37 protein-coding genes and 1 pseudogene are annotated in these 24,631 nt (G+C 62.9%); 6 read left to right on the top strand and 32 right to left on the bottom strand.

The features are described from left to right. Positions 1-2: 2 nt before the first annotated feature. Genes ACLQ7E_RS10335 through ACLQ7E_RS10325 form a run of 3 tightly spaced genes read left to right on the top strand, consistent with a single transcriptional unit; the run spans position 3 to position 3,205 of the window. Positions 3-965, top strand: a complete 963-nt coding sequence (locus ACLQ7E_RS10335) for an ROK family protein (RefSeq protein ID WP_411732484.1) — start codon at positions 3-5, stop codon at positions 963-965. An 18-nt stretch (positions 966-983) separates the two neighbouring features. Next, positions 984-1,667, top strand: a complete 684-nt coding sequence (locus tag ACLQ7E_RS10330) for an N-acetylmannosamine-6-phosphate 2-epimerase (RefSeq protein ID WP_411732497.1) — start codon at positions 984-986, stop codon at positions 1,665-1,667. Continuing rightward, complete coding sequence (locus ACLQ7E_RS10325) at positions 1,664-3,205, top strand: exo-alpha-sialidase (protein ID WP_411732483.1); 1,542 nt, start codon at positions 1,664-1,666, stop codon at positions 3,203-3,205. Before ACLQ7E_RS10330 ends, ACLQ7E_RS10325 begins: the two co-directional genes overlap by 4 nt. A gap of 216 nt (positions 3,206-3,421) precedes the next feature. On the opposite strand, the gene rpsI is transcribed toward ACLQ7E_RS10325, so the two are convergent. Together rpsI and rplM are read right to left on the bottom strand one after the other, a co-directional pair. Beyond that, positions 3,422-3,922, bottom strand: coding sequence for a 30S ribosomal protein S9 (rpsI, locus tag ACLQ7E_RS10320; protein WP_411732482.1), 501 nt, complete (start codon positions 3,920-3,922; stop codon positions 3,422-3,424). A gap of 36 nt (positions 3,923-3,958) precedes the next feature. Continuing rightward, entirely contained in the window at positions 3,959-4,402 is a 444-nt protein-coding gene (gene rplM, locus ACLQ7E_RS10315) for a 50S ribosomal protein L13 (protein WP_071212959.1), read from the bottom strand. 426 nt (positions 4,403-4,828) lie between these two features. On the opposite strand from rplM, the gene ACLQ7E_RS10310 reads away from it, so the two are divergent. Together ACLQ7E_RS10310 and ACLQ7E_RS10305 are read left to right on the top strand one after the other, a co-directional pair. Continuing rightward, complete coding sequence (locus tag ACLQ7E_RS10310) at positions 4,829-5,773, top strand: DUF4184 family protein (protein ID WP_411732496.1); 945 nt, start codon at positions 4,829-4,831, stop codon at positions 5,771-5,773. A 135-nt stretch (positions 5,774-5,908) separates the two neighbouring features. Next, a complete protein-coding gene (locus ACLQ7E_RS10305) occupies positions 5,909-6,682 on the top strand; it encodes an SGNH/GDSL hydrolase family protein (RefSeq protein ID WP_411732481.1) in 774 nt (257 codons plus the stop codon). Between the two features lie 186 nt (positions 6,683-6,868). Here ACLQ7E_RS10305 and truA read toward each other — a convergent pair whose 3' ends face one another. The 17 genes from truA to rplE form a co-directional block, all read right to left on the bottom strand. After that, positions 6,869-7,810, bottom strand: a complete 942-nt coding sequence (gene truA, locus ACLQ7E_RS10300) for a tRNA pseudouridine(38-40) synthase TruA (protein ID WP_411732480.1) — start codon at positions 7,808-7,810, stop codon at positions 6,869-6,871. A gap of 175 nt (positions 7,811-7,985) precedes the next feature. Continuing rightward, complete coding sequence (gene rplQ, locus ACLQ7E_RS10295) at positions 7,986-8,498, bottom strand: 50S ribosomal protein L17 (RefSeq protein WP_217389438.1); 513 nt, start codon at positions 8,496-8,498, stop codon at positions 7,986-7,988. A gap of 93 nt (positions 8,499-8,591) precedes the next feature. Continuing rightward, on the bottom strand, positions 8,592-9,599 hold the full coding sequence (locus tag ACLQ7E_RS10290) for a DNA-directed RNA polymerase subunit alpha (protein ID WP_411732479.1): 1,008 nt from the start codon (positions 9,597-9,599) through the stop codon (positions 8,592-8,594). A 171-nt stretch (positions 9,600-9,770) separates the two neighbouring features. Continuing rightward, a complete protein-coding gene (gene rpsK, locus ACLQ7E_RS10285; protein WP_411732478.1) occupies positions 9,771-10,172 on the bottom strand; it encodes a 30S ribosomal protein S11 in 402 nt (133 codons plus the stop codon). Positions 10,173-10,215: 43 nt separating this feature from the next. After that, positions 10,216-10,590, bottom strand: coding sequence for a 30S ribosomal protein S13 (gene rpsM / locus ACLQ7E_RS10280; RefSeq protein ID WP_113762222.1), 375 nt, complete (start codon positions 10,588-10,590; stop codon positions 10,216-10,218). A gap of 150 nt (positions 10,591-10,740) precedes the next feature. After that, the gene (rpmJ, locus tag ACLQ7E_RS10275; protein WP_013349661.1) at positions 10,741-10,854 is read right to left on the bottom strand and encodes a 50S ribosomal protein L36; all 114 of its coding nucleotides are present in this window, start codon (positions 10,852-10,854) and stop codon (positions 10,741-10,743) included. 84 nt (positions 10,855-10,938) lie between these two features. Continuing rightward, a complete protein-coding gene (infA, locus tag ACLQ7E_RS10270; protein ID WP_068731548.1) occupies positions 10,939-11,160 on the bottom strand; it encodes a translation initiation factor IF-1 in 222 nt (73 codons plus the stop codon). A gap of 232 nt (positions 11,161-11,392) precedes the next feature. After that, a complete protein-coding gene (gene map, locus ACLQ7E_RS10265) occupies positions 11,393-12,223 on the bottom strand; it encodes a type I methionyl aminopeptidase (RefSeq protein WP_411732477.1) in 831 nt (276 codons plus the stop codon). Positions 12,224-12,328: 105 nt separating this feature from the next. Continuing rightward, complete coding sequence (locus ACLQ7E_RS10260; protein ID WP_132358646.1) at positions 12,329-12,901, bottom strand: adenylate kinase; 573 nt, start codon at positions 12,899-12,901, stop codon at positions 12,329-12,331. After that, positions 12,898-14,202, bottom strand: coding sequence for a preprotein translocase subunit SecY (secY, locus tag ACLQ7E_RS10255; protein WP_411732476.1), 1,305 nt, complete (start codon positions 14,200-14,202; stop codon positions 12,898-12,900). Before secY ends, ACLQ7E_RS10260 begins: the two co-directional genes overlap by 4 nt. Positions 14,203-14,489: 287 nt before the next feature. Then, complete coding sequence (gene rplO, locus ACLQ7E_RS10250) at positions 14,490-14,945, bottom strand: 50S ribosomal protein L15 (RefSeq protein WP_411732475.1); 456 nt, start codon at positions 14,943-14,945, stop codon at positions 14,490-14,492. A gap of 2 nt (positions 14,946-14,947) precedes the next feature. Further along, the gene (gene rpmD, locus ACLQ7E_RS10245) at positions 14,948-15,154 is read right to left on the bottom strand and encodes a 50S ribosomal protein L30 (protein ID WP_217389431.1); all 207 of its coding nucleotides are present in this window, start codon (positions 15,152-15,154) and stop codon (positions 14,948-14,950) included. 3 nt (positions 15,155-15,157) lie between these two features. Then, positions 15,158-15,835, bottom strand: a complete 678-nt coding sequence (rpsE, locus tag ACLQ7E_RS10240) for a 30S ribosomal protein S5 (RefSeq protein ID WP_411732474.1) — start codon at positions 15,833-15,835, stop codon at positions 15,158-15,160. Positions 15,836-15,864: 29 nt separating this feature from the next. Continuing rightward, positions 15,865-16,236, bottom strand: coding sequence for a 50S ribosomal protein L18 (gene rplR / locus ACLQ7E_RS10235; protein ID WP_411732473.1), 372 nt, complete (start codon positions 16,234-16,236; stop codon positions 15,865-15,867). 2 nt (positions 16,237-16,238) lie between these two features. Then, on the bottom strand, positions 16,239-16,775 hold the full coding sequence (rplF, locus tag ACLQ7E_RS10230) for a 50S ribosomal protein L6 (protein ID WP_411732472.1): 537 nt from the start codon (positions 16,773-16,775) through the stop codon (positions 16,239-16,241). A gap of 21 nt (positions 16,776-16,796) precedes the next feature. Further along, complete coding sequence (rpsH, locus tag ACLQ7E_RS10225; protein ID WP_007271041.1) at positions 16,797-17,195, bottom strand: 30S ribosomal protein S8; 399 nt, start codon at positions 17,193-17,195, stop codon at positions 16,797-16,799. Positions 17,196-17,257: 62 nt separating this feature from the next. Beyond that, a complete protein-coding gene (gene rplE / locus ACLQ7E_RS10220; RefSeq protein WP_411732495.1) occupies positions 17,258-17,812 on the bottom strand; it encodes a 50S ribosomal protein L5 in 555 nt (184 codons plus the stop codon). On the opposite strand from rplE, the gene ACLQ7E_RS10215 reads away from it, so the two are divergent. After that, positions 17,778-17,852 carry a hypothetical protein gene (locus ACLQ7E_RS10215; protein WP_411732494.1) on the top strand — a complete coding sequence of 25 codons (75 nt, stop codon included), beginning with the start codon at positions 17,778-17,780 and terminating at the stop codon, positions 17,850-17,852. The genes rplE and ACLQ7E_RS10215 overlap by 35 nt on opposite strands. Here the strand turns inward: ACLQ7E_RS10215 and rplX are convergent. The 13 genes and pseudogenes from rplX to rplC all read right to left on the bottom strand — a co-directional run. Next, on the bottom strand, positions 17,827-18,171 hold the full coding sequence (gene rplX / locus ACLQ7E_RS10210) for a 50S ribosomal protein L24 (RefSeq protein ID WP_411732471.1): 345 nt from the start codon (positions 18,169-18,171) through the stop codon (positions 17,827-17,829). The two genes, ACLQ7E_RS10215 and rplX, sit on opposite strands and share 26 nt — an antisense overlap. A gap of 2 nt (positions 18,172-18,173) precedes the next feature. Next, positions 18,174-18,542 (bottom strand): 50S ribosomal protein L14, encoded by a 369-nt coding sequence (rplN, locus tag ACLQ7E_RS10205; RefSeq protein WP_071212943.1) that lies wholly within the window; start codon positions 18,540-18,542, stop codon positions 18,174-18,176. Between the two features lie 368 nt (positions 18,543-18,910). Next, on the bottom strand, positions 18,911-19,888 hold the full coding sequence (locus tag ACLQ7E_RS10200; RefSeq protein WP_411732470.1) for an endonuclease/exonuclease/phosphatase family protein: 978 nt from the start codon (positions 19,886-19,888) through the stop codon (positions 18,911-18,913). A gap of 179 nt (positions 19,889-20,067) precedes the next feature. Beyond that, entirely contained in the window at positions 20,068-20,355 is a 288-nt protein-coding gene (rpsQ, locus tag ACLQ7E_RS10195) for a 30S ribosomal protein S17 (protein ID WP_411732469.1), read from the bottom strand. After that, positions 20,355-20,663 carry a 50S ribosomal protein L29 gene (rpmC, locus tag ACLQ7E_RS10190; RefSeq protein ID WP_217389426.1) on the bottom strand — a complete coding sequence of 103 codons (309 nt, stop codon included), beginning with the start codon at positions 20,661-20,663 and terminating at the stop codon, positions 20,355-20,357. The genes rpsQ and rpmC overlap by 1 nt, the downstream gene beginning before the upstream one ends. A gap of 2 nt (positions 20,664-20,665) precedes the next feature. Next, positions 20,666-21,082 carry a 50S ribosomal protein L16 gene (gene rplP, locus ACLQ7E_RS10185; protein ID WP_411732468.1) on the bottom strand — a complete coding sequence of 139 codons (417 nt, stop codon included), beginning with the start codon at positions 21,080-21,082 and terminating at the stop codon, positions 20,666-20,668. Further along, positions 21,083-21,913 carry a 30S ribosomal protein S3 gene (gene rpsC / locus ACLQ7E_RS10180; protein WP_411732467.1) on the bottom strand — a complete coding sequence of 277 codons (831 nt, stop codon included), beginning with the start codon at positions 21,911-21,913 and terminating at the stop codon, positions 21,083-21,085. A gap of 1 nt (position 21,914) precedes the next feature. Continuing rightward, positions 21,915-22,280: a 50S ribosomal protein L22 gene (rplV, locus tag ACLQ7E_RS10175; RefSeq protein WP_071212937.1), complete on the bottom strand. Its 366-nt coding sequence runs from the start codon at positions 22,278-22,280 to the stop codon at positions 21,915-21,917. A gap of 57 nt (positions 22,281-22,337) precedes the next feature. Further along, complete coding sequence (gene rpsS, locus ACLQ7E_RS10170) at positions 22,338-22,619, bottom strand: 30S ribosomal protein S19 (protein ID WP_068731512.1); 282 nt, start codon at positions 22,617-22,619, stop codon at positions 22,338-22,340. A 12-nt stretch (positions 22,620-22,631) separates the two neighbouring features. Further along, positions 22,632-23,471 (bottom strand): 50S ribosomal protein L2, encoded by an 840-nt coding sequence (gene rplB, locus ACLQ7E_RS10165; RefSeq protein WP_411732466.1) that lies wholly within the window; start codon positions 23,469-23,471, stop codon positions 22,632-22,634. Between the two features lie 30 nt (positions 23,472-23,501). Further along, positions 23,502-23,804, bottom strand: a complete 303-nt coding sequence (gene rplW / locus ACLQ7E_RS10160) for a 50S ribosomal protein L23 (RefSeq protein ID WP_217389422.1) — start codon at positions 23,802-23,804, stop codon at positions 23,502-23,504. Next, positions 23,801-24,403 (bottom strand): 50S ribosomal protein L4, encoded by a 603-nt coding sequence (gene rplD, locus ACLQ7E_RS10155; RefSeq protein ID WP_411732465.1) that lies wholly within the window; start codon positions 24,401-24,403, stop codon positions 23,801-23,803. The genes rplW and rplD overlap by 4 nt, the downstream gene beginning before the upstream one ends. 4 nt (positions 24,404-24,407) lie before the next feature. Next, positions 24,408-24,631: pseudogene (gene rplC, locus ACLQ7E_RS10150) on the bottom strand (50S ribosomal protein L3); the annotation flags it as partial.

The raw sequence follows: 24,631 nt of genomic DNA, 5'->3' as shown, positions 1-24,631 counted from the left end.
CCATGGCAGCACTTCGAACCGCCGTCGGCATCGACCTGGGCGGCACCAAGATCGCCGCCGCCCTGGTTGGCGCCGACGGCACCATCGACTCCCGGCACTCGGCGCCCACCCCCGCGACCTCAGGACCGGAAGCAGTGCTGGACACCATCGCGGAGCTCGCCGCGCCCCTGCTCGCGCAGGCCTCGGCCACCGGCACACCTGCGCTCGGGGTCGGGATCGGCGCCGCCGGGGTCATCGACCCGGTCACCGCCCGGGTGCTTTCGGCCACCGACCACCTAAGCGGCTGGGCAGGGACCGACCTGCGCGCCGGGCTCGCCGCCCGGCTCGGGATTGACCCGCAAGGCGTGCGCGCGGTCAACGACGTGCATGCCCACGCCCTGGGCGAGGGCTGGCTGGGGGCTGCGGCCGGGTGCGGCTCGGTGCTGCTCGCGGCCTTCGGCACCGGCATCGGGGGTTCGCTGCTGCTGCACGGGGTCCCCGTCTTCGGGGCCCGACAGGTCGGCGGCCACCTGGGACATATGCCCAGTGCCGAGGCTGTCGGGCTGCGGTGCCCGTGCGGGGCCATCGGGCACCTGGAGGCCATCGCCTCCGGGCCATCGCTGCACGCCCTGTACCTGCGCCGCGGTGGCGATACCTCGGTGCCCCACGCACGAGCCGTGTTCGCCCGCGCCGCTGCAGGGGACGTGCTGGCAGCCGCGGCCATCGACACCGCAGCCACCGCTGCAGGGCGGGCCCTGGGCGGGCTTGCCAACACGCTGGACCCCGAGGCCGTCATCGTCTCCGGCGGCCTGGCCGAGGCGGGAGAAACCTGGTGGGGCCCGCTGCGTGCCGCCTTCGCCGCCGAATTGATCGGCCCGCTCAAGTCCCTGGCCCCGCAACCGGCGCGCTTGGGCGCCGACGCCGCCCTGGCCGGGGCCGCCTCGCTGCTGCTGGCCCCCGCCCACTCCACTCTTGCCTCCTCGTAAAAAGGATCCGACCCCGTGCTGCTGACAATTTCCGACCTCGCCGCCCTGAAGGGCGCGCTGATCGTCTCCGCCCAGGCCTACCCGGGCGAGCCGATGCGCGATCCGCGCACCATGGCCCAGGTCGCCGCCTCCGCCGTGATCGGCGGGGCCAAAGCGGTGCGAGTGCAGGGCCTGGCCGACATCTCAGCCACCCGCTCCGCGGTGCAGGTCCCGGTCATCGGGCTGTTCAAGGACGGTCACGACGGCGTGTTCATCACCCCCACGCTGCACCACGCCCTGGCCGTCGCCGCGGCCGGTGCTCACGTGATCGCCCTGGACGGCACCCGGCGGCCCCGCCCCGACGGGCTCACCCTGGCTGCGACCATCGCCGGGATCCGCGAACGCTCCGCGGCCACCGTGATGGCCGACTGCGGTTCGCTTGCAGATGCGCGCGCCGCAGCCGCCGCCGGGGCCGACCTGATCGGCACCACGCTGGCCGGCTACACCGGGGAGCGGCCCAAGACCCAGGGCCCGGACCTGGAACTGCTCGAGGCGATCGTCGCCGCGGACCTGGGCGTGCCGGTCATCGCCGAGGGCCGCATCCACACCCCGGCACAGGCCCGCGCCGCGCTCGATGCCGGCGCGCATGCGGTGGTGGTCGGCACCGCCATAACCCACCCGGCGACCCTGACCGGCTGGTTCCTCGACGCCCTGGCCCCGTGAACACCGGCCCCGCGAGCCCGCCCCACACAGTCCTGGCGACCCGCGGCGCGGGCGGCTACCGGCAATACCGGATCCCCGCCCTGGCCGTGACCACTGCCGGGACCCTGCTCGCCGTCTACGACGGCCGGCCCACGCTCGATGACCTGCCCTCCCCCTCCGACCTGGTGCTGCGCCGCAGCACCGATGGCGGAACCACCTGGGAGGAACAGCGGATCCTGCGCACCGGAACCGGGCTGCACGGCTTCGGGGACCCCTCCCTGCTCGTGGACCGCGAGACCGGCACCATCTTCTGTTTCCATGCAGCGACCACGCAGTGGGGCTTCTTCGAATCCCGTCAGGGCACCGCGCAAACCCAGCACGTGGACCTCTCGGTCTCGCGCGACGACGGCCGCAGCTGGAGCCACCGCAGGATCACCGGCCAGCTGAAGCGGCCCGGGATCCGCGGAATCTTCGCTGCCTCGGGCGCCGGAACCCAGGTCTCCGCCGGCGCGCACAAGGGACGGCTGCTGCAGCCTTGCGTGGTGCTGCTTTCCCCCGGTGGACGGATCGCCGCGGCGGTTGCCCGCAGCGATGACCACGGGCAGAGCTGGACCCTGGGAGATGCGCTGGAGCCGGCAGCCGACGGCACCCACACCAACGAATCCTCGGTGGCCGCCCTGCCGGACGGGAGCGTGCTGCTGCATTCGCGGGCGACCCCGCACCGGCTGGCCGCACGCTCGGTGGACGGCGGGGCCAGCTTCACCCGACCCGTCCCGGACCCGGCACTGCCGGACCCCAGTGACAACGGCTCGCTCATCGCTCACTCCGGCGGCGGGCTCGTGGCCACCCACAACGCGCATCGACACCTGCGCCGCAACACCGTGGTGCGGCACAGCCCTGACGGCGGCGCCTCCTGGGCCGGGGCCGTCGTGCTCTGCCCCGGTGCCTCCGCCTACTCCACGGCTGCCGAATTGCCCGACGGCTCGATCGGCGTGCTCTTTGAGCGCGGCGCCTACGAGGAGATCGTCTTCACGCGGCTCCCGTTCACTGCCCTCACCGAACCCTCCGCCAAGGACACAGTGGACGCGGGCACGCTGCATGGGCCCCGCCCGTTGCCCTGCCACCCGGACTTGCTGGTCGAAATCGTGCCGCGCTCGATCACTCCCGCTCCCCCGCAGCACTGGAGGTTCACCGAGCCGCACCTTGTGCTCGGGCAGGCAGATGCCGGCTACGGCGCCGCCGGCAAGGAGGTCGGCCAGGCAGCCGCACAACTCGTCGCCACCAGGGCGGATCTGCTGGCCAACTACGGACCGCCCTCCCCGGGGATCCACCCCGGCGACACCCTCACCTATTCGGCCGCCGTGACCAACAGCGGCCCGGATCCGGTGACCGTCCGGCCGCACGGCGACGTGGAAGGCCCCGCCCAACCGATCGCCCCGGGGGCGACCGCGGTGTGGCTACATCTGAACCACCGCACCACGGCACCAGGGGTCCTGCCGCGCATTAACTGGGCTGTCAATTCCGGGACGGGATTGCCGAACCAAGCTATTGGGCCCTAGTCGACCGCTCGACATATTGGCCCACCGGACCAACGCCCGTATGTAGGACCACACCAACAGAGGGTCTGCATCACAGGATAAGAGCCAGCGATCAGTTCGTGGAACTGACCGCCGGCTCTTTTTCGCATGCCGATGGCCCGCTTAACGAGCGAGGGCCCCACAACCTTGCGGTTGTGGGGCCCTCGATTTCCAGCCCAAGGGGCCGGAACAAGCGATTTAGCGCTTGGAGAACTGCGAAGCCTTACGAGCCTTCTTGAGACCAGCCTTCTTGCGCTCGATGACGCGGGCGTCACGAGTCAAGTAGCCGGCCTTCTTGAGGGCCGCACGGTTGTTGTCGCGGTCGATCTCGTTCAGCGAGCGAGCAATGCCCAAACGCAGCGCGCCGGCCTGGCCCGAGGGGCCGCCACCGTGGATGCGTGCAAGAACGTCGTAGGCGCCGTCGAGCTCGAGGAGCTTGAACGGTTCGTTGACATCCTGCTGGTGCAGCTTGTTCGGGAAGTAGTTCTCCAGCGTGCGACCGTTGAGGGTCCACTTGCCGGTGCCCGGAACGACGCGCACGCGGGCAATTGCCTGCTTGCGACGGCCAACTGCTGCGCCTGCAACGGTGAGGGCCGGACGTTCCTTGACTGCTTCGGTCTCAACCGCTACGGTCTCCGAGGTGTACGAAGTCGGAGCTTCACCCTCGAATTCAGTGATCTCTTCAGTGTTCTGAGCCACGATAATCTCCTAAAGTCTTGTTCTCGGGGCCCAGCGCTACTGCGCGACCTGGGTGATTTCGAAGGTCTGCGGCTGCTGTGCAGCGTGCGGGTGCTCGGCACCGCGGTAGACCTTCAACTTGGACAGCTGATCTGCAGCCAGCGAGTTCTTCGGGAGCATGCCCTTGATGGCCTTCTCCACAGCCTGAACCGGGTTCTTTTCAAGAAGCTCGGCGTAGGTCACGGACTTCAGGCCGCCCGGGAAACCCGAGTGACGGTAGGCGCGCTTGTTTTCGAGCTTGGCGCCGGTGAGGGCAACCTTCTCGGCGTTGATGATAATGACGTGATCGCCCATGTCCATGTGGGGGGCGAAGGTAGCCTTGTGCTTGCCGCGCAGCAGGGTTGCGGCCTGGACGGCGAGGCGACCAAGTACAACGTCGGTAGCATCAATGATGTGCCACTGGCGGGTCTGGTCAGCCGGCTTTGGAGTGAACGTACGCACTGTAATTGCCTTTGTTTTATTGGTTACTGGTCAAGCACAGTTCCAAACAGTGGCTGTGAGATCCACCGTCGTCCGTGTGCTGTGTTCGATGCGCTGTAACCAGTTCGCCAGGTGAGGACTGAAAAGACCGGCCGTCCATGAATGTTCGCAATCCCAGCAGACCAGTGGCTCTGCAACTGAGCCGTCACGCGGAGAAGGTTGTGTCGAACAAAGGACACGCACAACAGCCCATAGTCTATCGGATTAACCCCGACACCACCAAAGCGTCGGGGGTGAGCCTGCCGACAGGCCGTCTTATGGGACTGCAAAGGCACAAGAACCCGTCCGTCGGCACCAGGTATCCGGTGTTCGGGGAACCACCTGACCGTCGACTGCCCACGCGGTCACGAGGCCAATGGATGGGTTTTCCCGGCGTTGTTGAACCCGATGAAGGGTCGAAACAATCCTCACGTCGCAATTCCGTTCGAGAGCCATCTACGCTGGAGATGGCCCCATGAGCATCTGATGCTTGTCGTCTGTGGGCCATGTCGGATCGTTTTGAGGAAGCTATTGCCTTTCACCCTGGCCCACGCGGCCGCTGTCCTGCCGTTCATGCGCCAACCGGTCGTGCCGATGGCACTGGTCGCCGGCGCGATGGCCCCGGACCTCCCCTACTTTGCGATGGTGCCGCCAACCTACGGCGGTTCGTACGCGGCCCTGTTCAACGGGATCAGTTCACATGAATTCACCCATATCCTGACGGTCGGCATGCCCCTCGCCTTGGTGCTGTTCGGTTTCCTGTCGTTCCTGGAAAAGCCTCTGGGCTGGGCTCTCCCCAAATCATGGCTTCCGGACATCTCCGCACTCGGGGTGCGTCCGCCCACAAAGGCGCATGTTGTGCTGTGGACGTTCCACTCCTTGCTGCTCGGGCTGCTCACTCACCTAGTGTGGGATTCGTTCACGCACTCCTCCGGGTGGGTGGTTCAGCAATTCCCCCTCCTGACCCTAGAACCCGTTGTCGGCATTCCCCTCTTTCGGCTCCTGCAGCACGGGAGCAGCCTCGCCGGATTGGCGATCCTGGCGCTCTGGTACCGCGGCCGTCAACGAACCTCCGGCACCTTCGGAAAAGTCGCCGTATCCAAGGAAAGAAAAGTGCGAACCATGCTGCTGGCGCTGGTCTTGGTTGTTCCTTCCGCGGCGGCCGCCGGCCTGGGCCTGGGCCTGGGTGCCACACCGATTGTCGAGGATGCAGCGAGTGCCGAACTGTTCTTGCAGGGCATGATTCTCCGGGTGGGCGCCGCGCTGATTGTGGCGCTGACGGTCTATGGCTTCGCATGGCATGCCGCGGCCATGATCCGGAAGGTTCGCACCGCCGCCACTGCGCGGGCGTAGCCTCCCCGCCGTTGGGGCAGCGGCCATCCCCACACTTGTCGACCCAGGCCGTCTCGCCCCTTCAGGATGTTGTATCAGCGGGCCCCAACCCCGGCAAGTAGACTACGAGCAATTGCTTGACTACCTGGGGGAATCTTGCCTGAGACAACGCGCGGACACGCTCTTTCAAAAACCCAACGAAACATCGGGCTTGCGTTGCTCGTCCTGGTTTTGGCCCTGCTGGCATTCATGGCCCTGCGGCCCGACTCCGCCGCGGTGACCACCGAAACGGCGACCGAGGGCAAAAGGCAAGCCGATGCGTCGGCGCAAGCTGCCGGTGCCGACCAGGTCGTGGCATTTCTCGGCGACTCCTACACCGCCGGGGTCGGCGCATCACCCGGCAGGGCATGGCCAGACCTTCTCGCATCAAGCCTGGGGTGGGATTCCTACAAGTCATTCGCGCACGGCGGGACCGGGTATGCGACCGCTGTGACCAAAAATGCAATGCGCGTCTGTGGCTTGGATCAATGCCCCAGCTATGCGGAGGTGCTGCCCCGCGTCATCGACTACGCCCCGACGCTCGTCATCGTGTCCGGTGGGCGCAATGACACCCGCAGAACCGTGGAGCAGGTAGAGACCGGCGCGAAAAGACTTTTTGAATCATTGTCAGCGGCGCTGCCGGAGGCGACGGTGGTGGTCACGAGTCCTATCTGGGATGCCCGGGAACACCCGGCCAAGCTGGACCGGCTAACGGCAGTCATCCGCCTGGCCGCCGCGGATTCGAATGCCACGTACCTGGACCTGGGCGAACCATTTGCCGGCAAGCCCGAACTCATCACCGGCGATCTTGTCCACCCCAACGATGCGGGATATGAGCTGCTGGCCCGCACTGTGGCCAAGGGCCTTGTGGATTCGGGTATCGCGGATTAGCGATCGGCCCCATTTCCGGGACTGAGGGAGACCTGGCGTTCCACGGCACCAAGGATTGCGACGACCCTGCTCGACAAACCTTGACGTGCACGCTCCTGGGCGAGGTACGCCCGAACACCGGATCCACGGCTTACCCGGGGCACTCCCCCGTCGAATTGCCCTGCGCGGACTGTCCTACTCGTTGGTTCAGCGCATTTCCTGCAGATCCGTGGTGATCTCATGCGGCTTGCGCCGGGTGCGGGTCGACTCCGCCCGCCGAGCGATCTCCTGCTCGTCTTCCGGATACGCAATTTCCTCCAGCACCAGGGCCCGGGGATCGGCCAGCATGATCCGTGAATCTCGCACAGCCTCCTCCAATCGCATCGGCACCCAGCCCGGGGACTCTCGCCCGTCCCCGACCTTGAGGCAGGCCCCGATCATGGCCCTGACCATGTTGTGGCAAAACGCGTCGGCCTTCAGGTGCGCCACAATGATGCCCTGGGCATCACGCGCAAACTCGAATTCCGTCAGCGTGCGGATCGTCGTGGCATGCTCACGAGGCTTGCAGAAGGACAGGAAGTCATGGCGTCCGAGCAGGCTCGCGGCCTCCGCGTTCATCAGCCCAATATCTAGATCTGACCTGTGCCACATGGTGAAGGCCCGGGTCAACGGATCGAAGCGATCCGGACCATCGGCGATGCGATAGGAGTATCGGCGCCACAGCGCGGAAAATCGTGCGTCGAATCCGTCCGGAGCGATCCAGACGTCGTGGACCTGGATGGCGCCGGATTCGCGGCCAAGAAGGCCACGCAGCCTGCGAAGCAGGGCGAGGCCGGGTTCGAGGTCGGCCCCGCGGGCCAGGCCGGCGACTTCGGCGGGGGTCAGGTTGAAATGCGCTATCTGGTTCCGGGCATGCACCCCGGCATCCGTGCGTCCGGCCACGACGGTGCGGATGTCTCGGCGGATGAGCATGGCGAGGCCATCTTCGAGCACTCCCTGCACGGTGGGCAGGCCCGGCTGCAGCGCCCAGCCGTTGTAGGCGGTTCCGTCATAGCCGATCCGAATGGCCAGGCGCACGGTGGCAGGTTCGGTGGCGCTTCCGGCAGGCGCGAGGCCGGGGTGCTGGGTGTCAAAGGCGGAAGTATTCATCTCACGGTCCTCGTTCAGTGGCCGGCTCCACCTTCTCGGGAAGCGGCTCCTCCCCCGCCATCGAGTGCCGCCGAGGGCGGTCTCATCAAGGCAAGGGGTCTTCAGGGCTTAAAGCGTTGGCCCCGTGGATAAGTGCACCGGGCCAACGATTCAGCTATTGCCGAGGTAACAAGGACTAGGCCTTGTTCTCCTCTGCGGCTTCGGTCTCTACAACCTCTGCGGCTTCGGTTGCTTCGGTCTCAACGACCTCTTCAACCGGAGCAGCCACTGCGGCAGCCTTTTCGGCTTCCTTCACAACGGCCTGCTTCGGGGAAACCGGCTCCATGACCAATTCGATGACAGCCATCGGAGCGTTGTCGCCCTTGCGGTTGCCGATCTTGGTGATGCGGGTGTAGCCACCCGGGCGCTCGGCCATGAGCGGTGCGATGTTCTCGAACAGCTCGTGAACGATCGACTTGTTGGTGCGGCTGCGCGAGGCAATGACTGCCTGTACGCGGCGACGCGATGCCAGGTCTCCGCGCTTAGCGAAGGTGATCAGGCGTTCTGCGTGCGGACGAAGGCGCTTGGCCTTGGTCAGCGTGGTGGTGATGGACTTGTTCTCGAACAGCTGCGCGGACAGGTTCGCGAGCATCAAACGCTCGTGAGCTGCGCTGCCGCCGAGACGCGGACCCTTGGGAGGGGTAGGCATAGTGTTCTCCTATTATGGTGGCCTTTGCGCCCGGTCTCCCGGGGGATCCCGGGCGCAAAGGTTTAAGTTCTATAGCTGGTGGGCCAAGAAGTCTTAGACTTCTTCGTCACCGTAGACGTCATCGTCGCCAATGGCGGCGGCACGTGCTGCAAGATCGAAGCCCGGAGGGGAATCCTTCAGGGCCAGACCCAAATCGATCAGCTTCGCCTTGACCTCGTCGATGGACTTCGCACCGAAGTTACGGATGTCCATCAGGTCGGCCTCGGAGCGTGCAACGAGTTCACCCACGGAGTGGATGCCCTCACGCTTGAGGCAGTTGTACGAGCGAACGGTCAATTCGAGGTCCTCGATCGGCAGCGCCATGTCGGCTGCGAGTGCGGCGTCCGTCGGGGACGGGCCGATCTCGATGCCTTCGGCGGCCGTGTTCAGCTCGCGAGCCAGTCCGAACAGTTCAACCAAGGTGGTTCCGGCGGATGCAACTGCATCGCGCGGGAGCATCGAATCCTTGGTCTCGACATCGACGATGAGCTTGTCAAAGTCGGTGCGCTGCTCGACACGGGTGGCCTCCACGCGGAAGGTCACCTTGAGTACCGGCGAGTAGATCGAATCCACAGGGATGCGACCGATCTCGGCGTCCGCGTTCTTGTTCTGCGCTGCAGAAACATAGCCACGGCCACGTTCGATGGTCAGTTCCATGTCGAACTTGCCCTTCGCGTTCAACGTCGCGATGTGCAGGTCCGGGTTGTGGAATTCCACGCCGGCCGGCGGGGTGATGTCTGCTGCGGTGACGACGCCAGGGCCCTGCTTGCGCAGGTAGGCGACGACCGGCTCATCGTGTTCGGAGGACACTGAGAGATTCTTGATGTTCAGAATCAGCTCGGTGACGTCTTCCTTAACACCGGCTACGGTGGTGAACTCGTGCAATACCCCGTCGATCCGCACACTGGTGACAGCTGCACCAGGGATGGAGGAGAGAAGGGTACGGCGAAGCGAGTTGCCCAGGGTGTAGCCGAAGCCAGGCTCCAACGGTTCAATTACGAAACGGGAGCGGTTCTCCGCTACGACTTCTTCGGTCAGGGTGGGGCGCTGTGCAATAAGCACTTACATTTCCTTTCAGCGAGCGTCCGCTATATGACGCAACACAGGGGGTGGAAACGACGTAAGCCTCGTCGGCGTTCGTCTGGTTCGGTCTGGCTTGCCGTGGCGATCATGCCGCCGCGCCCAACTCCCTTGCGGAAGAAAGACGCGGCGGCATCAAAGCCAGACAGTCAATTAGACGCGGCGACGCTTTGAGGGGCGGCAACCGTTGTGTGCGCTTGGGGAAACGTCCTGGATGGACCCAACCTCAAGGCCAGCAGCCTGCAGCGAGCGGATCGCGGTTTCGCGTCCCGAGCCGGGGCCCTTGACGAAAACGTCGACCTTGCGAAGGCCGTGCTCCTGTGCGCGCTTTGCAGCGGCCTCGGCGGCCATCTGTGCGGCGTACGGGGTCGACTTACGCGAGCCCTTGAAGCCAACCTCGCCGGCCGAGGCCCACGCGATTACAGCACCGTTAGGATCCGTGATGGAAACGATGGTGTTGTTGAAGGTGCTCTTGATGTGCGCCTGGCCGAGCGGGATATTCTTTTTGTCCTTGCGACGCGGCTTACGGACCGCTCCACGAGTCTTGGGGGGCATACTTACTCCTACGAGAAATTTGGCTTAGTGATGACCGCTAGATTTAGCGAGTCTTCTTCTTACCGGCGACGGTGCGCTTCGGTCCCTTGCGGGTACGAGCGTTGGTCTTGGTGCGCTGACCGCGGACCGGCAGGCCCTTGCGGTGGCGAATGCCTTCGTAGGAGCCGATCTCAACCTTGCGGCGGATGTCAGCTGCCACTTCACGGCGGAGGTCACCCTCAACCTTGAAGCTTCCTTCAATGAAGTCACGCAGCTGAACCAGCTCAGCGTCGGACAGATCCTTCACGCGAGTGTCCGGGTTGATCCCGGTCTCGGCGATGGTCTGTTCTGCACGGGTCTTGCCCACGCCGTAGATATAGGTGAGCGCAATGATCACGCGCTTTTCGCGCGGGATGTCTACGCCAGCTAGACGAGCCATATGCTGTCTACCTTTCGATGTTCGGAGGTCTAAAGCAGCACATTCCTGGGTGTTCCCAGTCCACGGCCTCCGTGCCGTGGGTATGCATCGCGCGGTGGATGCTGTGCTGCCAATTACGTTTACTACGCGCAGGATTTCCCGTGAGGGAAATTAGCCCTGACGCTGCTTGTGGCGTGGGTTTTCGCAGATCACCATGACCACGCCATTACGACGGATCACCTTGCACTTATCGCAGATCGGCTTCACGCTAGGGTTAACCTTCAAGGCTTTGTCCTTTTGCGGTTGCGGTTTCAAGTGGAGCGTAACTACCTTTGTCGCCCGTCCCAAGGGAAGGAAGAACAAAAATCTTTACTTGTAGCGGTAAACGATACGTCCGCGGTTGAGGTCATACGGACTGAGTTCCACCACTACGCGATCCTCAGGGAGGATTCGAATGTAGTGCTGACGCATCTTTCCCGAGATAGTTGCAAGTACAACGTGCCCGTTGGGCAGCTCAACACGGAACATCGCATTGGGCAGTGCCTCTGACACGGTGCCTTCTACCTCGATGACACCCTCTTTCTTGGCCATATCCTCCGCTAACTTTTGTTGCCGGGCAACGTTTGCCCCCGACATGTTTATGGACTTGGCCATCAATCACAGAAGTACCCGCAGCGTGAGCTTTTGGGCACCAAGGAACAGACAACCAACAGTCAAGCCTACGCGGTGTATGGCTTAAAGGGAAATCGTTAGGCCAACACTTTTTGTTAGATTGCCCACTATTTCCCCCTCGGCTTCCCTCGTGCGGGGCAAGCCCCGAAGGCTAGGAAGCGATCGGGGACGGAGTCACGCCGAACGGGGCCAGGCCCGCGGCTCCCCCGTCGTGGGCGGTCAGCACCCAGATGCCGCCCAGGTGCACGGCAACCGAGTGCTCCCACTGCGAGGCTCGTGCGCCGTCAACGGTGACAACTGTCCAGTCGTCCTCCAGCACCTTGGTCTCAAGACCCCCGCGCACCAGCATCGGTTCGATGGCCAGGCACATGCCGGGCTTCACCCGGGCGCCGCGGTGACCGGTGCGGTAGTTGAGCACGTCCGGGGCCTGGTGCATTTCCGAACCAATGCCGTGTCCCACGTAGTCCTCAAGGATGCCCAGCGGCTTGCCCGGCACCCCTGAGACGAAGTCGTCGATGGCGTCGCCGATCTGACCCACGAAACGGGCCTCGGCCAGGGCAGCGATCCCCCGCCACATGGCTTCCTGGGTGATGTCGGACAGACGCTGGTCCTCCGGGTCGGCGTTGCCCAGGATGACGGTGCGTGCAGAGTCGGCGTGCCAGCCGTCGATGATGGCCCCGCCGTCGATCTTCAGGACGTCCCCGTCCTTGAGCTCGTACTGGCTGGGGAAGCCGTGGACGACCTCGTCGTTGACCGAGGCGCAGATGGTGGCGGGGAAGCCGTGGTACCCCTTGAAGTTGGACTTCGCGCCGTGGCGTTCGAGCACCGAGGCAAAGACCTCGTCGACGTGCGCGGTGGTCACGCCGATCTGTGCGGCTGCGACTGCCTCGTCCAAGGCCTCGGCCAGCACCAACCCGGCTTCACGCATCTTCAGGATCTGCTGGTTGGTCTTGTACTCAATTTTTGGTTGGCTGAAAGCCATCTCGCGGTTCCCCTTCCAAGGAATTTTCCATGCGTGGTTAGCGCAAAAACCGCGAGGATGCAGGCACTGGTGTGCCGATCCCCGCGGTTTGCGCGTGCAAGCTACTTAGACGTTCTGTCCCAGCGCGTCCATGACGCGGTTGGTGACTTCGTCGATCTCGCCGATGCCGTCTACCAGGCGCACGATGCCGCGCTCCTGGTAGCGGTTGACCACGACGGCGGTTTCCTCGTGGTACAGGCCCAGGCGGTGGCGGATGACCTCTTCGTTGTCATCGGCACGGCCTTCGATTTCCGCGCGCTTGAGCAACCGGGCGACGAGCTCGTCGTCATCGGCGGTCAGCTGCAGCACGGCGTCCAGTTCGACCCCGGCGTCGGCCAGGATCGAATCCAGCTCGTCGACCTGTGCGCTGGTGCGCGGGTAGCCGTCCAGCAGGAAACCGTCCTTGACGTCGTCCTGTGCCAGCCGGTCACGGACCATCGAGTTGGTGACCGAGTCGGGAACGAAGTTCCCGGCGTCGATGTACTTCTTGGCCTCGACGCCCAGCGGGGTGCCGCCCTTGACGTTGGCGCGGAAGATGTCACCGGTGGAGATGGCCACAACGTTGAGGCGCTCGGAGATGCGGTCCGCCTGGGTGCCTTTGCCGGCGCCGGGCGGTCCAATGATCAACAGTCTTGTCATCGCAGAAGTCCTTCGTAGTGTCGCTGCTGCATTTGTGCGTTGATTTGTTTGACGGTTTCAAGACCCACACCAACCATGATGAGGATCGAGGTGCCGCCAAACGGGAAGTTCTGATCGGCGTTGATGAGCACGAAGGCGATCAACGGAATCAGGGCCACGAATGCCAGGTAAATGGCACCGGGGAAAGTGATGCGGCTGAGGATGTACTCGAGGTACTCGGCCGTGGGGCGTCCGGCGCGGATGCCCGGGATGAATCCGCCGTACTGCTTCATGTTGTCGGCAACCTCGGTCGGGTTGAACGTGATCGCGACGTAGAAGTAGGTGAATCCGATGGTCAGCAGCGTGTAGGCGACCATGTAGAGCGGGGACGAGCCGGAGAAGTTCGTCTGGACCCACAGGGCCCAATCCGGCAGCGTGCCGTCGGCGCGCGTGTTGAACGAGACCAGCATGGTCGGCAGCGCCAGCATCGAGGACGCGAAGATCACCGGGATCACCCCGGCCATGTTGACCTTGATCGGGATGTAGGTGGAGGTGCCGCCCACGGTGCGCCGCCCGATCATGCGCTTGGCGTACTGCACCGGAATGCGGCGCTGGGACTGCTCCACGAAGACGACCAGCGCAATGACTGCCACGCCGATGAGGATGACGCCGATGAAGACGCCCCAGCCCTGCGAGGTGGCGATGGCGCCCATGGCCGAGGGGAAGCCCGAGGCGATGGAGACGAAGATCAGCAGGGACATGCCGTTGCCGACGCCGCGCTCGGTGGCCAGTTCGCCCATCCACATGATCAGGCCGGTTCCGGCGGTCAGCGAGAAGATCATCAGCACGATGACCCACAGCGTGTCCTCCGGGACGATCGGCAATGTGCAGGAGGGGAAGAGCATGCCGCTGCGAGCCAGCGAGACCAGCGTGGTGGCCTGCAACAGCCCCAGGGCGATGGTCAGGTACCGGGTGTACTGGGTCAGGATGGCCTGTCCGGACTGGCCTTCCTTGTGCAGTTCCTCGAAGCGAGGGATCACCACACGCAAGAGCTGGATGATGATCGAGGCCGTGATGTACGGCATGATGCCCATGGCGAAAATCGAGACCTGCAGCAGCGCACCGCCACTGAACAGGTTCACAAACTGGTACAGCCCACCGGTGGTGTTACCCATGGCAAGGCACTGCTGGACGTTCGAGTAGTCCACACCGGGAGCAGGGATATAGACACCCACGCGGTAGATCGCGATAATGGCGAGCGTGAACAACAACTTGCGTCGCAGGTCAGGCGTCCGGAATACCCGGGCAATGGCGGCGAACAAGCGTCCTCCTGATTGATGGTGGCCCGGCGTACCCGGGGGTTGACCTATCGATTCTAGCGGGTGGCGAGTGTTACTCGCCAAATGCGCCGCGGCAAAGACTGTAATCATTCCCCTGCTGATCGATATATTCAGCGGGAAGACACCCTGGGATCATGCTCCCGACTTCCATCGGATGCCGACAGGCCCAGGGCGGTGAAGCGGTAAGAAAAAAGGGGCGGTCCCGGGAATCCGCAATGCGAATTCCCGGGTCCACCCCTTTTCACTGTGTGATCAAGAGACCACGTAGCTTAGAGCTCTACTGCAGAGCCGCCGGCTGCGACGATCTTTTCCGCTGCGGAGGACGAGAAGGCGTTGACCTTTACGTCGACCTTGACGGTCAGTTCGCCCGAGCCAAGGACCTTGACGGGCTCGTTCTTGCGAACTGCACCCTTCGCGATCAGTGCCTCAACGGTGACGTCGCCACCTTCGGGGAACAGCTCCGAGATCTTGTCCAGGTTAACAACCTGGTACTCGACACGGAACGGGTTCTTGAAGCCGCGAAGCTTCGGAAGGCGCATGTGCAGCGGCAACTGGCCACCGGCGAAGCCGGCCTTGACCTGGTAGCGCGCCTTAGTGCCCTTCATACCGCGACCAGCGGTCTTACCCTTGGAACCTTCACCACGACCCACACGAGTCTTGGCTTTCTTGGAACCTTCGGCAGGACGCAGGTGGTGTACCTTCAGTGCGTTTTCTTTTTCAGCCATGATTACTTCGCCTCCTCAACCTTTACCAGGTGCGGAACCGTGTTGATCATGCCAACGGTCACTGCATCGGCGGTACGGAACACGGTGTGTCCGATGCGCTTCAGGCCGAGCGAGCGAAGGGTATCGCGCTGGTTCTGCTTTACACCAATGATGGATCGAATCTGGGTGATTGCCAGATTTGCGTCGCTAGGGACAAAATTCTTCGCCACTACTTACGCACCTGCCTTCTGGTTCTGGATGTTGCGCAGCATCTGTGCCGAAACAACTTCGTCCAACGGCAGGCCACGGCGTGCTGCAACGGCTGCAGGCTCTTCAAGGAGCTTCAGCGCGGCAACGGTGCCGTGAACGATGTTGATCTGGTTGCTCGAGCCCATGGACTTCGACAGAACATCGTGGATGCCAGCGCATTCCAGTACGGCGCGAACCGGGCCACCGGCGATAACGCCGGTACCCGGGGAAGCCGGACGGAGGAGAACGACGCCTGCAGCGGCTTCACCCTGCACCAGGTGCGGGATGGTGGTGCCGACGCGGGGAACGCGGAAGAAGGACTTCTTGGCTTCTTCAACGCCCTTGGCGATTGCTGCCGGAACTTCCTTGGCCTTGCCGTAGCCGACGCCAACGAGACCGTTGCCGTCACCCACGACGACGAGTGCGGTGAAGCTGAAGCGACGACCACCCTTGACGACCTTGGATACGCGGTTGATTGCTACAACGCGCTCAAGGAACTTGTCCTTGTCTTCGTTGCGGCTGTCCTTCGAATCGCGGCCACGGCCACGACCCTCGCCACGTCCACGGCCTTCGCCGCCACGTCCACGGCCTTCGCCGCGAGCAGCGCCGGCCTTGTCCGTGGCAGGAGCAGCAGCCGAGGCTGCCTCAGTAGCTTCAGACACCTGAGTTTCCTTCTTGTTAGTTGCTTCGCTCACAGTGCCAGCCCACCTTCGCGTGCACCGTCAGCAATAGCTGCCACGCGACCGTGGTACTTGTTGCCGCCGCGGTCGAAGACCACGGACTCGATGCCTGCAGCCTTGGCGCGCTCGGCGACGAGCTCACCAATGCGCTTGGCCTTGGCGGTCTTGTCACCGTCGAATGCGCGCAAGTCAGCTTCCATCGTCGACGCGTAAGCAACGGTGATGCCCTTGCTGTCGTCTACGATCTGAACGAAGATGTGGCGTGCCGAACGGTTGACGACGAGGCGCGGACGCACCTCGGTGCCGGTGATGCGCTTACGAACACGCAAGTGGCGGCGGCCGCGTGCGGCTGCCTTGCTCTTACCCTTGATTCCGAGAGCCATGGTTACTTACCAGCCTTTCCGACCTTGCGGCGGATGATTTCGCCAGCGTACCGAACGCCCTTGCCCTTGTACGGGTCAGGCTTGCGGAGCTTGCGGATGTTGGCGGAAACTTCGCCAACCTGCTGCTTGTTGATACCCGAGACGGTGATCTTGGTGTTGCCGTCCAGCGCGAAGGCAATGCCCTCGGGAGCTTCGACAACAACCGGGTGCGAGTAGCCCAGGGCGAACTCGAGGTTCGCACCCTTCGCCACAACGCGGTAACCGGTACCGTGGATTTCGAGCTTCTTTTCGTAGCCAGCGGTGACACCGATGATCATGTTCTCGATCAGGGTGCGGGTCAGGCCGTGCAGCGAACGCGAATCGCGCTCGTCGTTCGGACGTGACACGGTCACAGTGCTCTCTTCGAGAACAACTGCGATCGGGCTGGGTACGGTGTGGGTCAGTTCGCCCTTGGCGCCCTTGACGGAGACAATGTCTCCATCAATCTTGAGCTCAACGCCGGCAGGAACAGTGATCGGAAGACGTCCAATACGTGACATGGTTTCTTTCTCCCTTTCCCGTTACCAGACGTAGGCGAGGACTTCCCCACCTACACCCTTCTTGGCTGCCTGGCGGTCGGTAAGCAGACCGGAGGACGTGGACAGGATTGCAATGCCGAGGCCACCAAGGACGTGCGGCAAGTTGGTGGACTTTGCGTATACACGCAGGCCCGGCTTTGAAATACGGCGAACGCCAGCGATTGAACGCTCGCGGCTCGGGCCGAACTTCAGGGTGATGGTCAGCTTCTTGCCAACCTCTGCTGCTTCCTCAACGAACGAGGCGATGTAGCCCTGTTCCTTCAGGATCTGGGCAACGCGTACCTTCAGCTTGCTCGACGGCATGGAAACCGTGTCGTGGTAAGCCGAGTTGGCGTTGCGCAGACGAGTCAGCATATCTGCGACAGGATCTGTCATTGTCATGTGGGCTTCTGCCCTTCCTCGCTACGGTTTCCGCGCAAGCGCGGACCTGCAACGTAGTTGATCTAGTTGGCGGTCTTGAACGGGAAGCCCAGTGCCTTGAGCAAGGCACGACCTTCGTCGTCGGTCTTCGCGGTGGTCACTACGGTGATGTCCATGCCGCGTACGCGGTCAATGGAATCAACATCGATTTCGTGGAACATGGACTGTTCCGTGAGACCGAAAGTGTAGTTGCCGTTGCCGTCGAACTGCTTCGGGCTCAGGCCACGGAAGTCACGGATACGCGGCAGGGCCAGCGTAACCAAACGGTCCACGAATTCCCACATGCGATCTCCGCGCAGGGTGGCGTGGGTACCAATCGGCATGCCTTCGCGCAGTTTGAACTGTGCGATCGACTTGCGTGCCTTGGTTACCAACGGCTTCTGGCCGGTGATGGCGGTGAGGTCGCGAACTGCGCCTTCGATGAGCTTGGAGTCCTTGGCGGCTTCGCCGACACCCATGTTCACGACAACCTTGACCAAGCCCGGGACCTGCATCGGGTTGGCGTAGCTGAACTCGTTCGTCAGAGTCTCGCGGATTTCGGCGTTGTACTTGGCCTTCAGGCGAGGCTGGATGTTCACAGCTGCTTCAGTCATTACAGTGCCTTTCCGGAAGACTTGAGGAAGCGAACACGGACGGTCTTGGACACGCCGTTCTTCTCCACGGTTTCCTCGCGGAAGCCAACGCGAGTCGGCTTCTTGGTTTCCGGGTCAACGATCGCAACATTCGAGATGTGCATCGGGGCCTCAACGACCTCGATACCACCCGTCGTGGTGCCACGCTCGGTCTGACCGGCCTTGGTGTGCTTGGTGACGCGGTTGACGCCCTCAACAAGAACGCGCTGTGCTGCCGGGAATACCTTCAGCACCTTGCCCTGCTTGTTGCGGTCGGAACCGGTGATGACCTGAACGAGGTCACCCTTCTTAATCTTTGCACCCATGGTTACAGTACCTCCGGAGCCAGGGAAACGATCTTCATGAACTTCTTATCGCGAAGTTCACGACCCACCGGACCGAAAATACGGGTACCGCGGGGCTCACCGTCAGCCTTAAGGATGACAGCTGCGTTCTCGTCGAACTTGATGTAGGAACCGTCGACGCGGCGACGTTCCTTCTTGGTGCGAACGATGACAGCCTTGACGACGTCACCCTTCTTTACGTTTCCGCCCGGGATTGCATCCTTGACGGTGGCGACGATTACGTCGCCAATGCCTGCATAGCGACGGCCAGAGCCACCGAGAACACGAATGGTAAGGATTTCCTTAGCACCGGTGTTGTCAGCAACCTTTAGTCGCGATTCCTGCTGAATCACTTTTTACTCCTGTCGTCTCGCTGGTTCTCCTAGGGAGCCTTGCGGAACGGATATGGTCCATCTCAGCTTCTGCTTACCCCCACCTCCATACACCGCTGTTCACAACGCACGAGTGCGCAATAACATGATGCTGGGGAAGCAGGGCCGAGGCTTGGGCTCAGAGCTATGCCGCACGACTTTCGGGCCCGTAAAAAACCGTCCGGCCGCACTATGCGTCAGGCAGGAGGTGGATAGTCCCCATACATAACGCGCACAGAAAATAAAGTCTACCGCAAGGATGCGCGATCCCGAAACCGTGTGCTATGTGCCAATATGTGGTCCTTGGTCACATGGCACCTGCGGATCGGGTGCCGATTCCCGCCAACGGCTCAGCGACAGGAAGCCATTTGTGCCACGATGCCGTGGTGGTCCGTCCCGGGCACGGTAAAACGTTCAGCGTCGAGAACCGCCAGGCCGCGGACCAGGACGTGGTCGATTCCCGTGAACGCCGGAATCACCGAGTCGGCGGGCCAGGTGCCCGCCGGAAACGGCCCCATCAACGGGGACGCGTCGGCAAGGCCCGCGGCCAACGCCCGGAATTGCGGGTGCGACGGGGTGGCGTTGAAGTCCCCCGCGAGCACCAGCGGCATGCCGGCCTGTTCACCTTTCCAGGCCTCGAGTAGCTGCAGGGTGCTCACCCAGGATTCCGGTGCGTGGGTCGGCGGCGCCGGGTGCATCCCTGCCACGCGAAGCTGCCCGAGGCGTGGATGGTCGATGACGGCCACGGGCGCATCGAAGAGCGCCCCGTTCGATTGCAGCACGGCCGGGGGTTGCTCCTGAAACGGGTGTTTGGAGAGAATCACGGTGTCCACGCTCCCGCCCGTGACCACTTTTCCGGTGCGATGGGCATAGGCCCGGTCCGGCAATTCCGCCGCCAGCGCCGTGAGCAACCTTTCGCTTGATTCGACAAGCACGAGCACGTCAGGGTCCGTGTCGCCTACCACCGCGGCCAGTGATGCCGGGTCGGCGTGGCCGCGCCCGGCATTGAGCGACAGCACGGTCAGCTGCCTAGCCGGCACACACGTTGTGCGGCCTGCCGACGCAATCGACGGCGCCATTGATGGCACCAGCGATGCGGCGGCAAGGGCCAGCAGCACCGCGGCCGGGACGAAGTCCCTGCGGAATGCCAGGACCACGCACAAGCCCAGGGCCGCAAGGGCCAGCAACGGCAACAGCGCCTGAAGCACCGCCAGGACTCCGGAGGCACCGAAGGATAGGTGCGGCAGCGCGGCCAGAAGCGACCCGGGCACGAGCACCGCGACCAGACGGCCGGAGTGCGGTGCGCGCAGCTTCCGCATCTGCCCCATCGGCGTTCTCGCCACCTGCACCCCCCCGTTACGCGACGACCTGTCCCGTCGCTTCAAGGAACCCATGAAACCGGCGGGAAATGGGAGGAAACGCAAAACACCCCGGCACCGACTGGATAATCCAGCGGTACCGGGGTGTTTCACTTGGTTCACGTCAGAGTGAAAACCAGCGAAAGGGCTTACTTGGCCTTTTCGAGGATTTCCACGAGGCGCCACCGCTTGGAAGCGGACAGCGGGCGGGTCTCGGCGATGAGAACGAGGTCGCCGATGCCGGCGCTGTTCTCTTCGTCGTGAGCCTTGACGTTCTTGTTGCGACGCATGACCTTGCCGTAAAGGGCGTGCTTAACACGGTCCTCTACGTCAACGACGATGGTCTTCTGCATCTTGTCGGAAACCACGTACCCGCGGAGGGTCTTGCGGTCGTTGCGCTCTGCGGCTGCATCCACGACGTTCTCCTTCTCGCTCATTACTTGGCTTCCTCAGTTGCTTCAGCAGCTTCGGCCTTCTTCGAAGACTTCTTGGCCTTCGTGGCTTCCTCTACTGGGACAACAACGTCCGGACGAATGCCCAGCTCGCGTTCGCGCAGCACCGTGTAGATGCGTGCGATATCGCGCTTGACAGTCTTCAGGTTGCCATGCGATTCGAGCTGGCCGGTAGCCGACTGGAAACGGAGGTTGAACAACTCCTCCTTGGCCTTCTTAAGCTCCTCGACCAGACGGGCGTTATCAAAGCCGTCCAGTGCTTCGGTTGCTAGATCCTTGGATCCGATTGCCATTCCTATTCACCACCTTCGCGACGCACAATGCGTGCCTTCAACGGCAGCTTGTGGATTGCAAGGCGCATGGCCTCGCGTGCTACCTCATCACTGACACCGGAGAGTTCAAAGAGAACCCGTCCCGGCTTTACATTTGCGACCCACCATTCCGGCGAACCCTTACCGGAACCCATGCGGGTTTCGGCAGGCTTCTTCGTCAGCGGACGGTCCGGATAAATGTTGATCCAGACCTTGCCGCCACGCTTGATGTGGCGGGTCATTGCGATACGAGCTGCCTCGATCTGGCGGTTGGTAACGTAGGCCGGTGTAAGGGCCTGGATACCGTACTCACCGAAGGCTACCGTGGTACCGCCCGAAGCTGCGCCACTCCGATTGGGGTGGTGCTGCTTGCGGTACTTAACTCGGCGTGGGATAAGCATTTAAGCCTGTCCTCCTTCTGCAACTGCTGCTGCAGGAGCCTCAACAGCCGGAGCTGCTTCTGCACCTGGAGCTGCGCTGCGCTCGGGGCGACGACGACGCTCTCCACCTTCGGGACGTCCAGCTGGACGTCCACCCGGACGATCGCCGCGGCCGCGGGCCGGAGCTGCTGCAGCCTGGGCTGCCAGTTCCTTCGAAGTTACGTCGCCCTTGTAGATCCAGACCTTCACGCCAATGCGGCCGAAGGTGGTCTTGGCTTCGAACTTGCCGTAGTCGATGTTCGCACGCAGGGTGTGCAGCGGCACACGGCCTTCGCGGTAGAACTCCTTGCGGGACATTTCTGCACCGCCAAGACGACCGGAGCACTGAACGCGGATGCCCTTGGCACCTGCGCGCATTGCCGACTGCATGGCCTTCTTCATCGCGCGGCGGAAAGCCACACGTGAAGCAAGCTGCTCGGCGATGCCCTGTGCAACAAGCTGGGCTTCGATCTCGGGGTTCTTGACCTCGAGGATGTTCAGCTGAACCTGCTTGGCGGTGAGCTTTTCGAGCTCGCCACGGATGCGATCGGCTTCGGCGCCGCGGCGACCGATAACGATGCCCGGACGTGCGGTGTGGATATCCACACGAACACGGTCACGAGTACGTTCGATCTCCACGCGGGCGATGCCGGCGCGTTCCATGCCAACGGTCATCAGTTCGCGGATACGGATGTCTTCTTTTACGAAGTCCTTGTATCGCTGACCGACCTTGGTGCTGTCGGCGAACCAGTGCGAAACATGGTCGGTAGTGATACCGAGACGGAACCCATGCGGGTTAACCTTCTGTCCCATTTTACTCTTCCCCACCCTTCTTAGGGGTTGCGACGACCACAGTGATGTGGCTCGTGCGCTTCTTGATCTGGTATGCCCGACCCTGAGCACGCGGCTGGAACCGCTTCATGGTCGGACCCTCGTCAACAAACGCTTCGCTGATGAACAGCTCGTCTTCGTTGAACGCGACACCCTCGCGGTCTGCGGCGGCACGGGCGTTAGCCACTGCCGATGCTACAACCTTGAACACTGGCTCTGAAGCTGCCTGCGGGGCAAACTTCAGGATCGCCAGTGCTTCGTTCGTCTGCTTGCCACGAACCAGGTTGACGACGCGCCGGGCCTTCATAGGCGTCACGCGGATATGGCGCGCAATTGCCTTGGCTTCCATTGCTTTCCTTCTCTCGTCTCTCGAAGAAGTGCTAAGCACTCGCTGAACCCTTGCGGGTTAGCGGCGCTTGCCCTTCTTGTCGTCCTTCACGTGGCTGCGGAACGTCCGGGTCGGGCTGAACTCGCCGAGCTTGTGCCCGACCATCGACTCGGTAACAAACACGGGGATGTGCTTACGTCCGTCATGTACGGCGATCGTGTGCCCGAGCATGTCGGGGATGATCATCGAACGGCGGGACCACGTCTTAATGACGTTCTTGGTGCCCTTTTCGTTCTCAGCAGCTACCTTGACAAACAGGTGCTGATCGACGAAGGGGCCTTTCTTCAGGCTGCGTGGCATGTTTCCAGGCTCCTATCGCTTGTTCTTGCCGGTACGGCGACGGCGGACAATCATCTTGTCGCTGTCCTTGTTCGGACGACGAGTGCGTCCTTCGCGCTTGCCGTTCGGGTTGACCGGGTGACGGCCACCGGACGTCTTGCCTTCGCCACCACCGTGCGGGTGGTCAACAGGGTTCATGGCGACACCACGCACGGTCGGGCGAACGCCCTTCCAGCGCATACGGCCGGCCTTTCCCCAGTTGATGTTCGACTGCTCGGCGTTTCCGACCTCGCCGACGGTTGCGCGGCAGCGCACGTCAACGTTGCGGATTTCGCCGGAAGGCAAACGCAGCTGAGCGAAGCGACCCTCACGGGCCACCAGCTGAACCGAGGCACCTGCGGAACGAGCCATCTTGGCACCGCCACCGGGACGCAGCTCCACAGCGTGGATAACAGTACCCACCGGGATGTTGCGCAACGGCAGGTTGTTGCCGGGCTTGATGTCGGCGTTGGCGCCGGCTTCGATCGTGTCACCCTGGGCGAGCTTGTTCGGTGCGATGATGTAACGCTTGGTTCCATCAGCGTAGTGAAGAAGCGCAATGCGGGCGGTGCGGTTCGGGTCATACTCGATGTGAGCGACCTTTGCCGGCACGCCGTCCTTGTCGTGACGACGGAAGTCGATCAGACGGTACTGGCGCTTGTGTCCGCCACCCTTGTGACGAGTGGTGATCTTACCGGTGTTGTTGCGGCCGCCAGTCTTGTGGAGCGGGCGAAGCAGCGACTTTTCCGGAGTTGATCGCGTGATTTCTGCGAAGTCGGCTACGCTCGAGCCGCGAAGGCCCGGGGTAGTCGGCTTGTATTTACGGATTCCCATAGTTTAATTCCTCGTTAAAGTGGTCTCCGCTTAGGAAAGCGGACCGCCGAAGATGTCAATCGAGCCTTCCTTCAGGGAGACGATCGCACGCTTGGTAGCCTTGCGCGTCCCCCATCCGAACTTGGTGCGCTTGCGCTTGCCGGCACGATTGAGGGTGTTTACGGAGTCAACCTTGACCGAGAAGATGGCTTCCACGGCGTTCTTGATTTCCGACTTGTTTGAACGCGGGTCAACCAGGAAGGTGTACTTGCCTTCGTCGATCAGACCGTAGCTCTTTTCCGAAACGACGGGTGCGATGACCACATCGTGCGGAGCCTTAGAGAAGGTGCTCATTTGGCTTCCTCCTTCTGGACCAGGGCATCGAAAGCGGCCTTGGTGAAGACAACGTCGTCGGAAACCAGCACATCGTAAGTGTTGAGCTGATCTACGTACAGGACGTGGACCTCGGGGAGGTTACGGACCGAAAGGGCCGCAACATCGTTGGCGCGCTCGATGACTACGAGCAGGTTCTTGCGCTCGGACAGAGCGCGCAGGGTGGCCAGTGCGGCCTTGGTGTTCGGCGTGGTGCCTTCAACCAGGGCTTCAATGACGTGAATGCGGTTGTTGCGAGCGCGGTCAGACAGGGCGCCGCGCAGTGCAGCAGCCTTCATCTTCTTGGGGGTGCGCTGGCTGTAATCGCGAGGAGTCGGACCGTGGACAACGCCACCGCCGGTCATGTGAGGAGCACGGATGGAACCCTGACGGGCGCGGCCGGTGCCCTTCTGCTTGAACGGCTTGCGTCCTGCACCGGAAACTTCAGCGCGGGTCTTGGTCTTGTGGGTACCCTGGCGAGCAGCAGCGAGCTGGGCAACGACGACCTGGTGCAGCAGCGGCACGTTGGTCTGAACGTCGAAGATCTCTGCAGGCAGGTCAACCTTGACAGTGCTAGTCATGTAACTAGGCTCCCTTCACGGCGGTGCGTACGAGTACGACCTGGCCGCGGGCGCCGGGGACGGCACCCTTGATCAGGAGCAGCGACTTCTCGACGTCAACCGCGTGAACGGTGAGGTTCAGCGTGGTGTGACGAACGGCGCCCATGCGGCCGGCCATTTTCATGCCCTTGAAGACGCGGCTCGGGGTGGATGCGCCACCGATTGAACCGGGCTTACGGTGGTTCTTGT

This window comes from Paeniglutamicibacter sp. (genome assembly GCF_046714615.1).
Taxonomy (GTDB): Bacteria; Actinomycetota; Actinomycetes; order Actinomycetales; family Micrococcaceae; genus Paeniglutamicibacter.
Note: the sequence above shows the minus strand (reverse complement) of the source record. Positions and strands in the feature narration are given on the sequence as shown.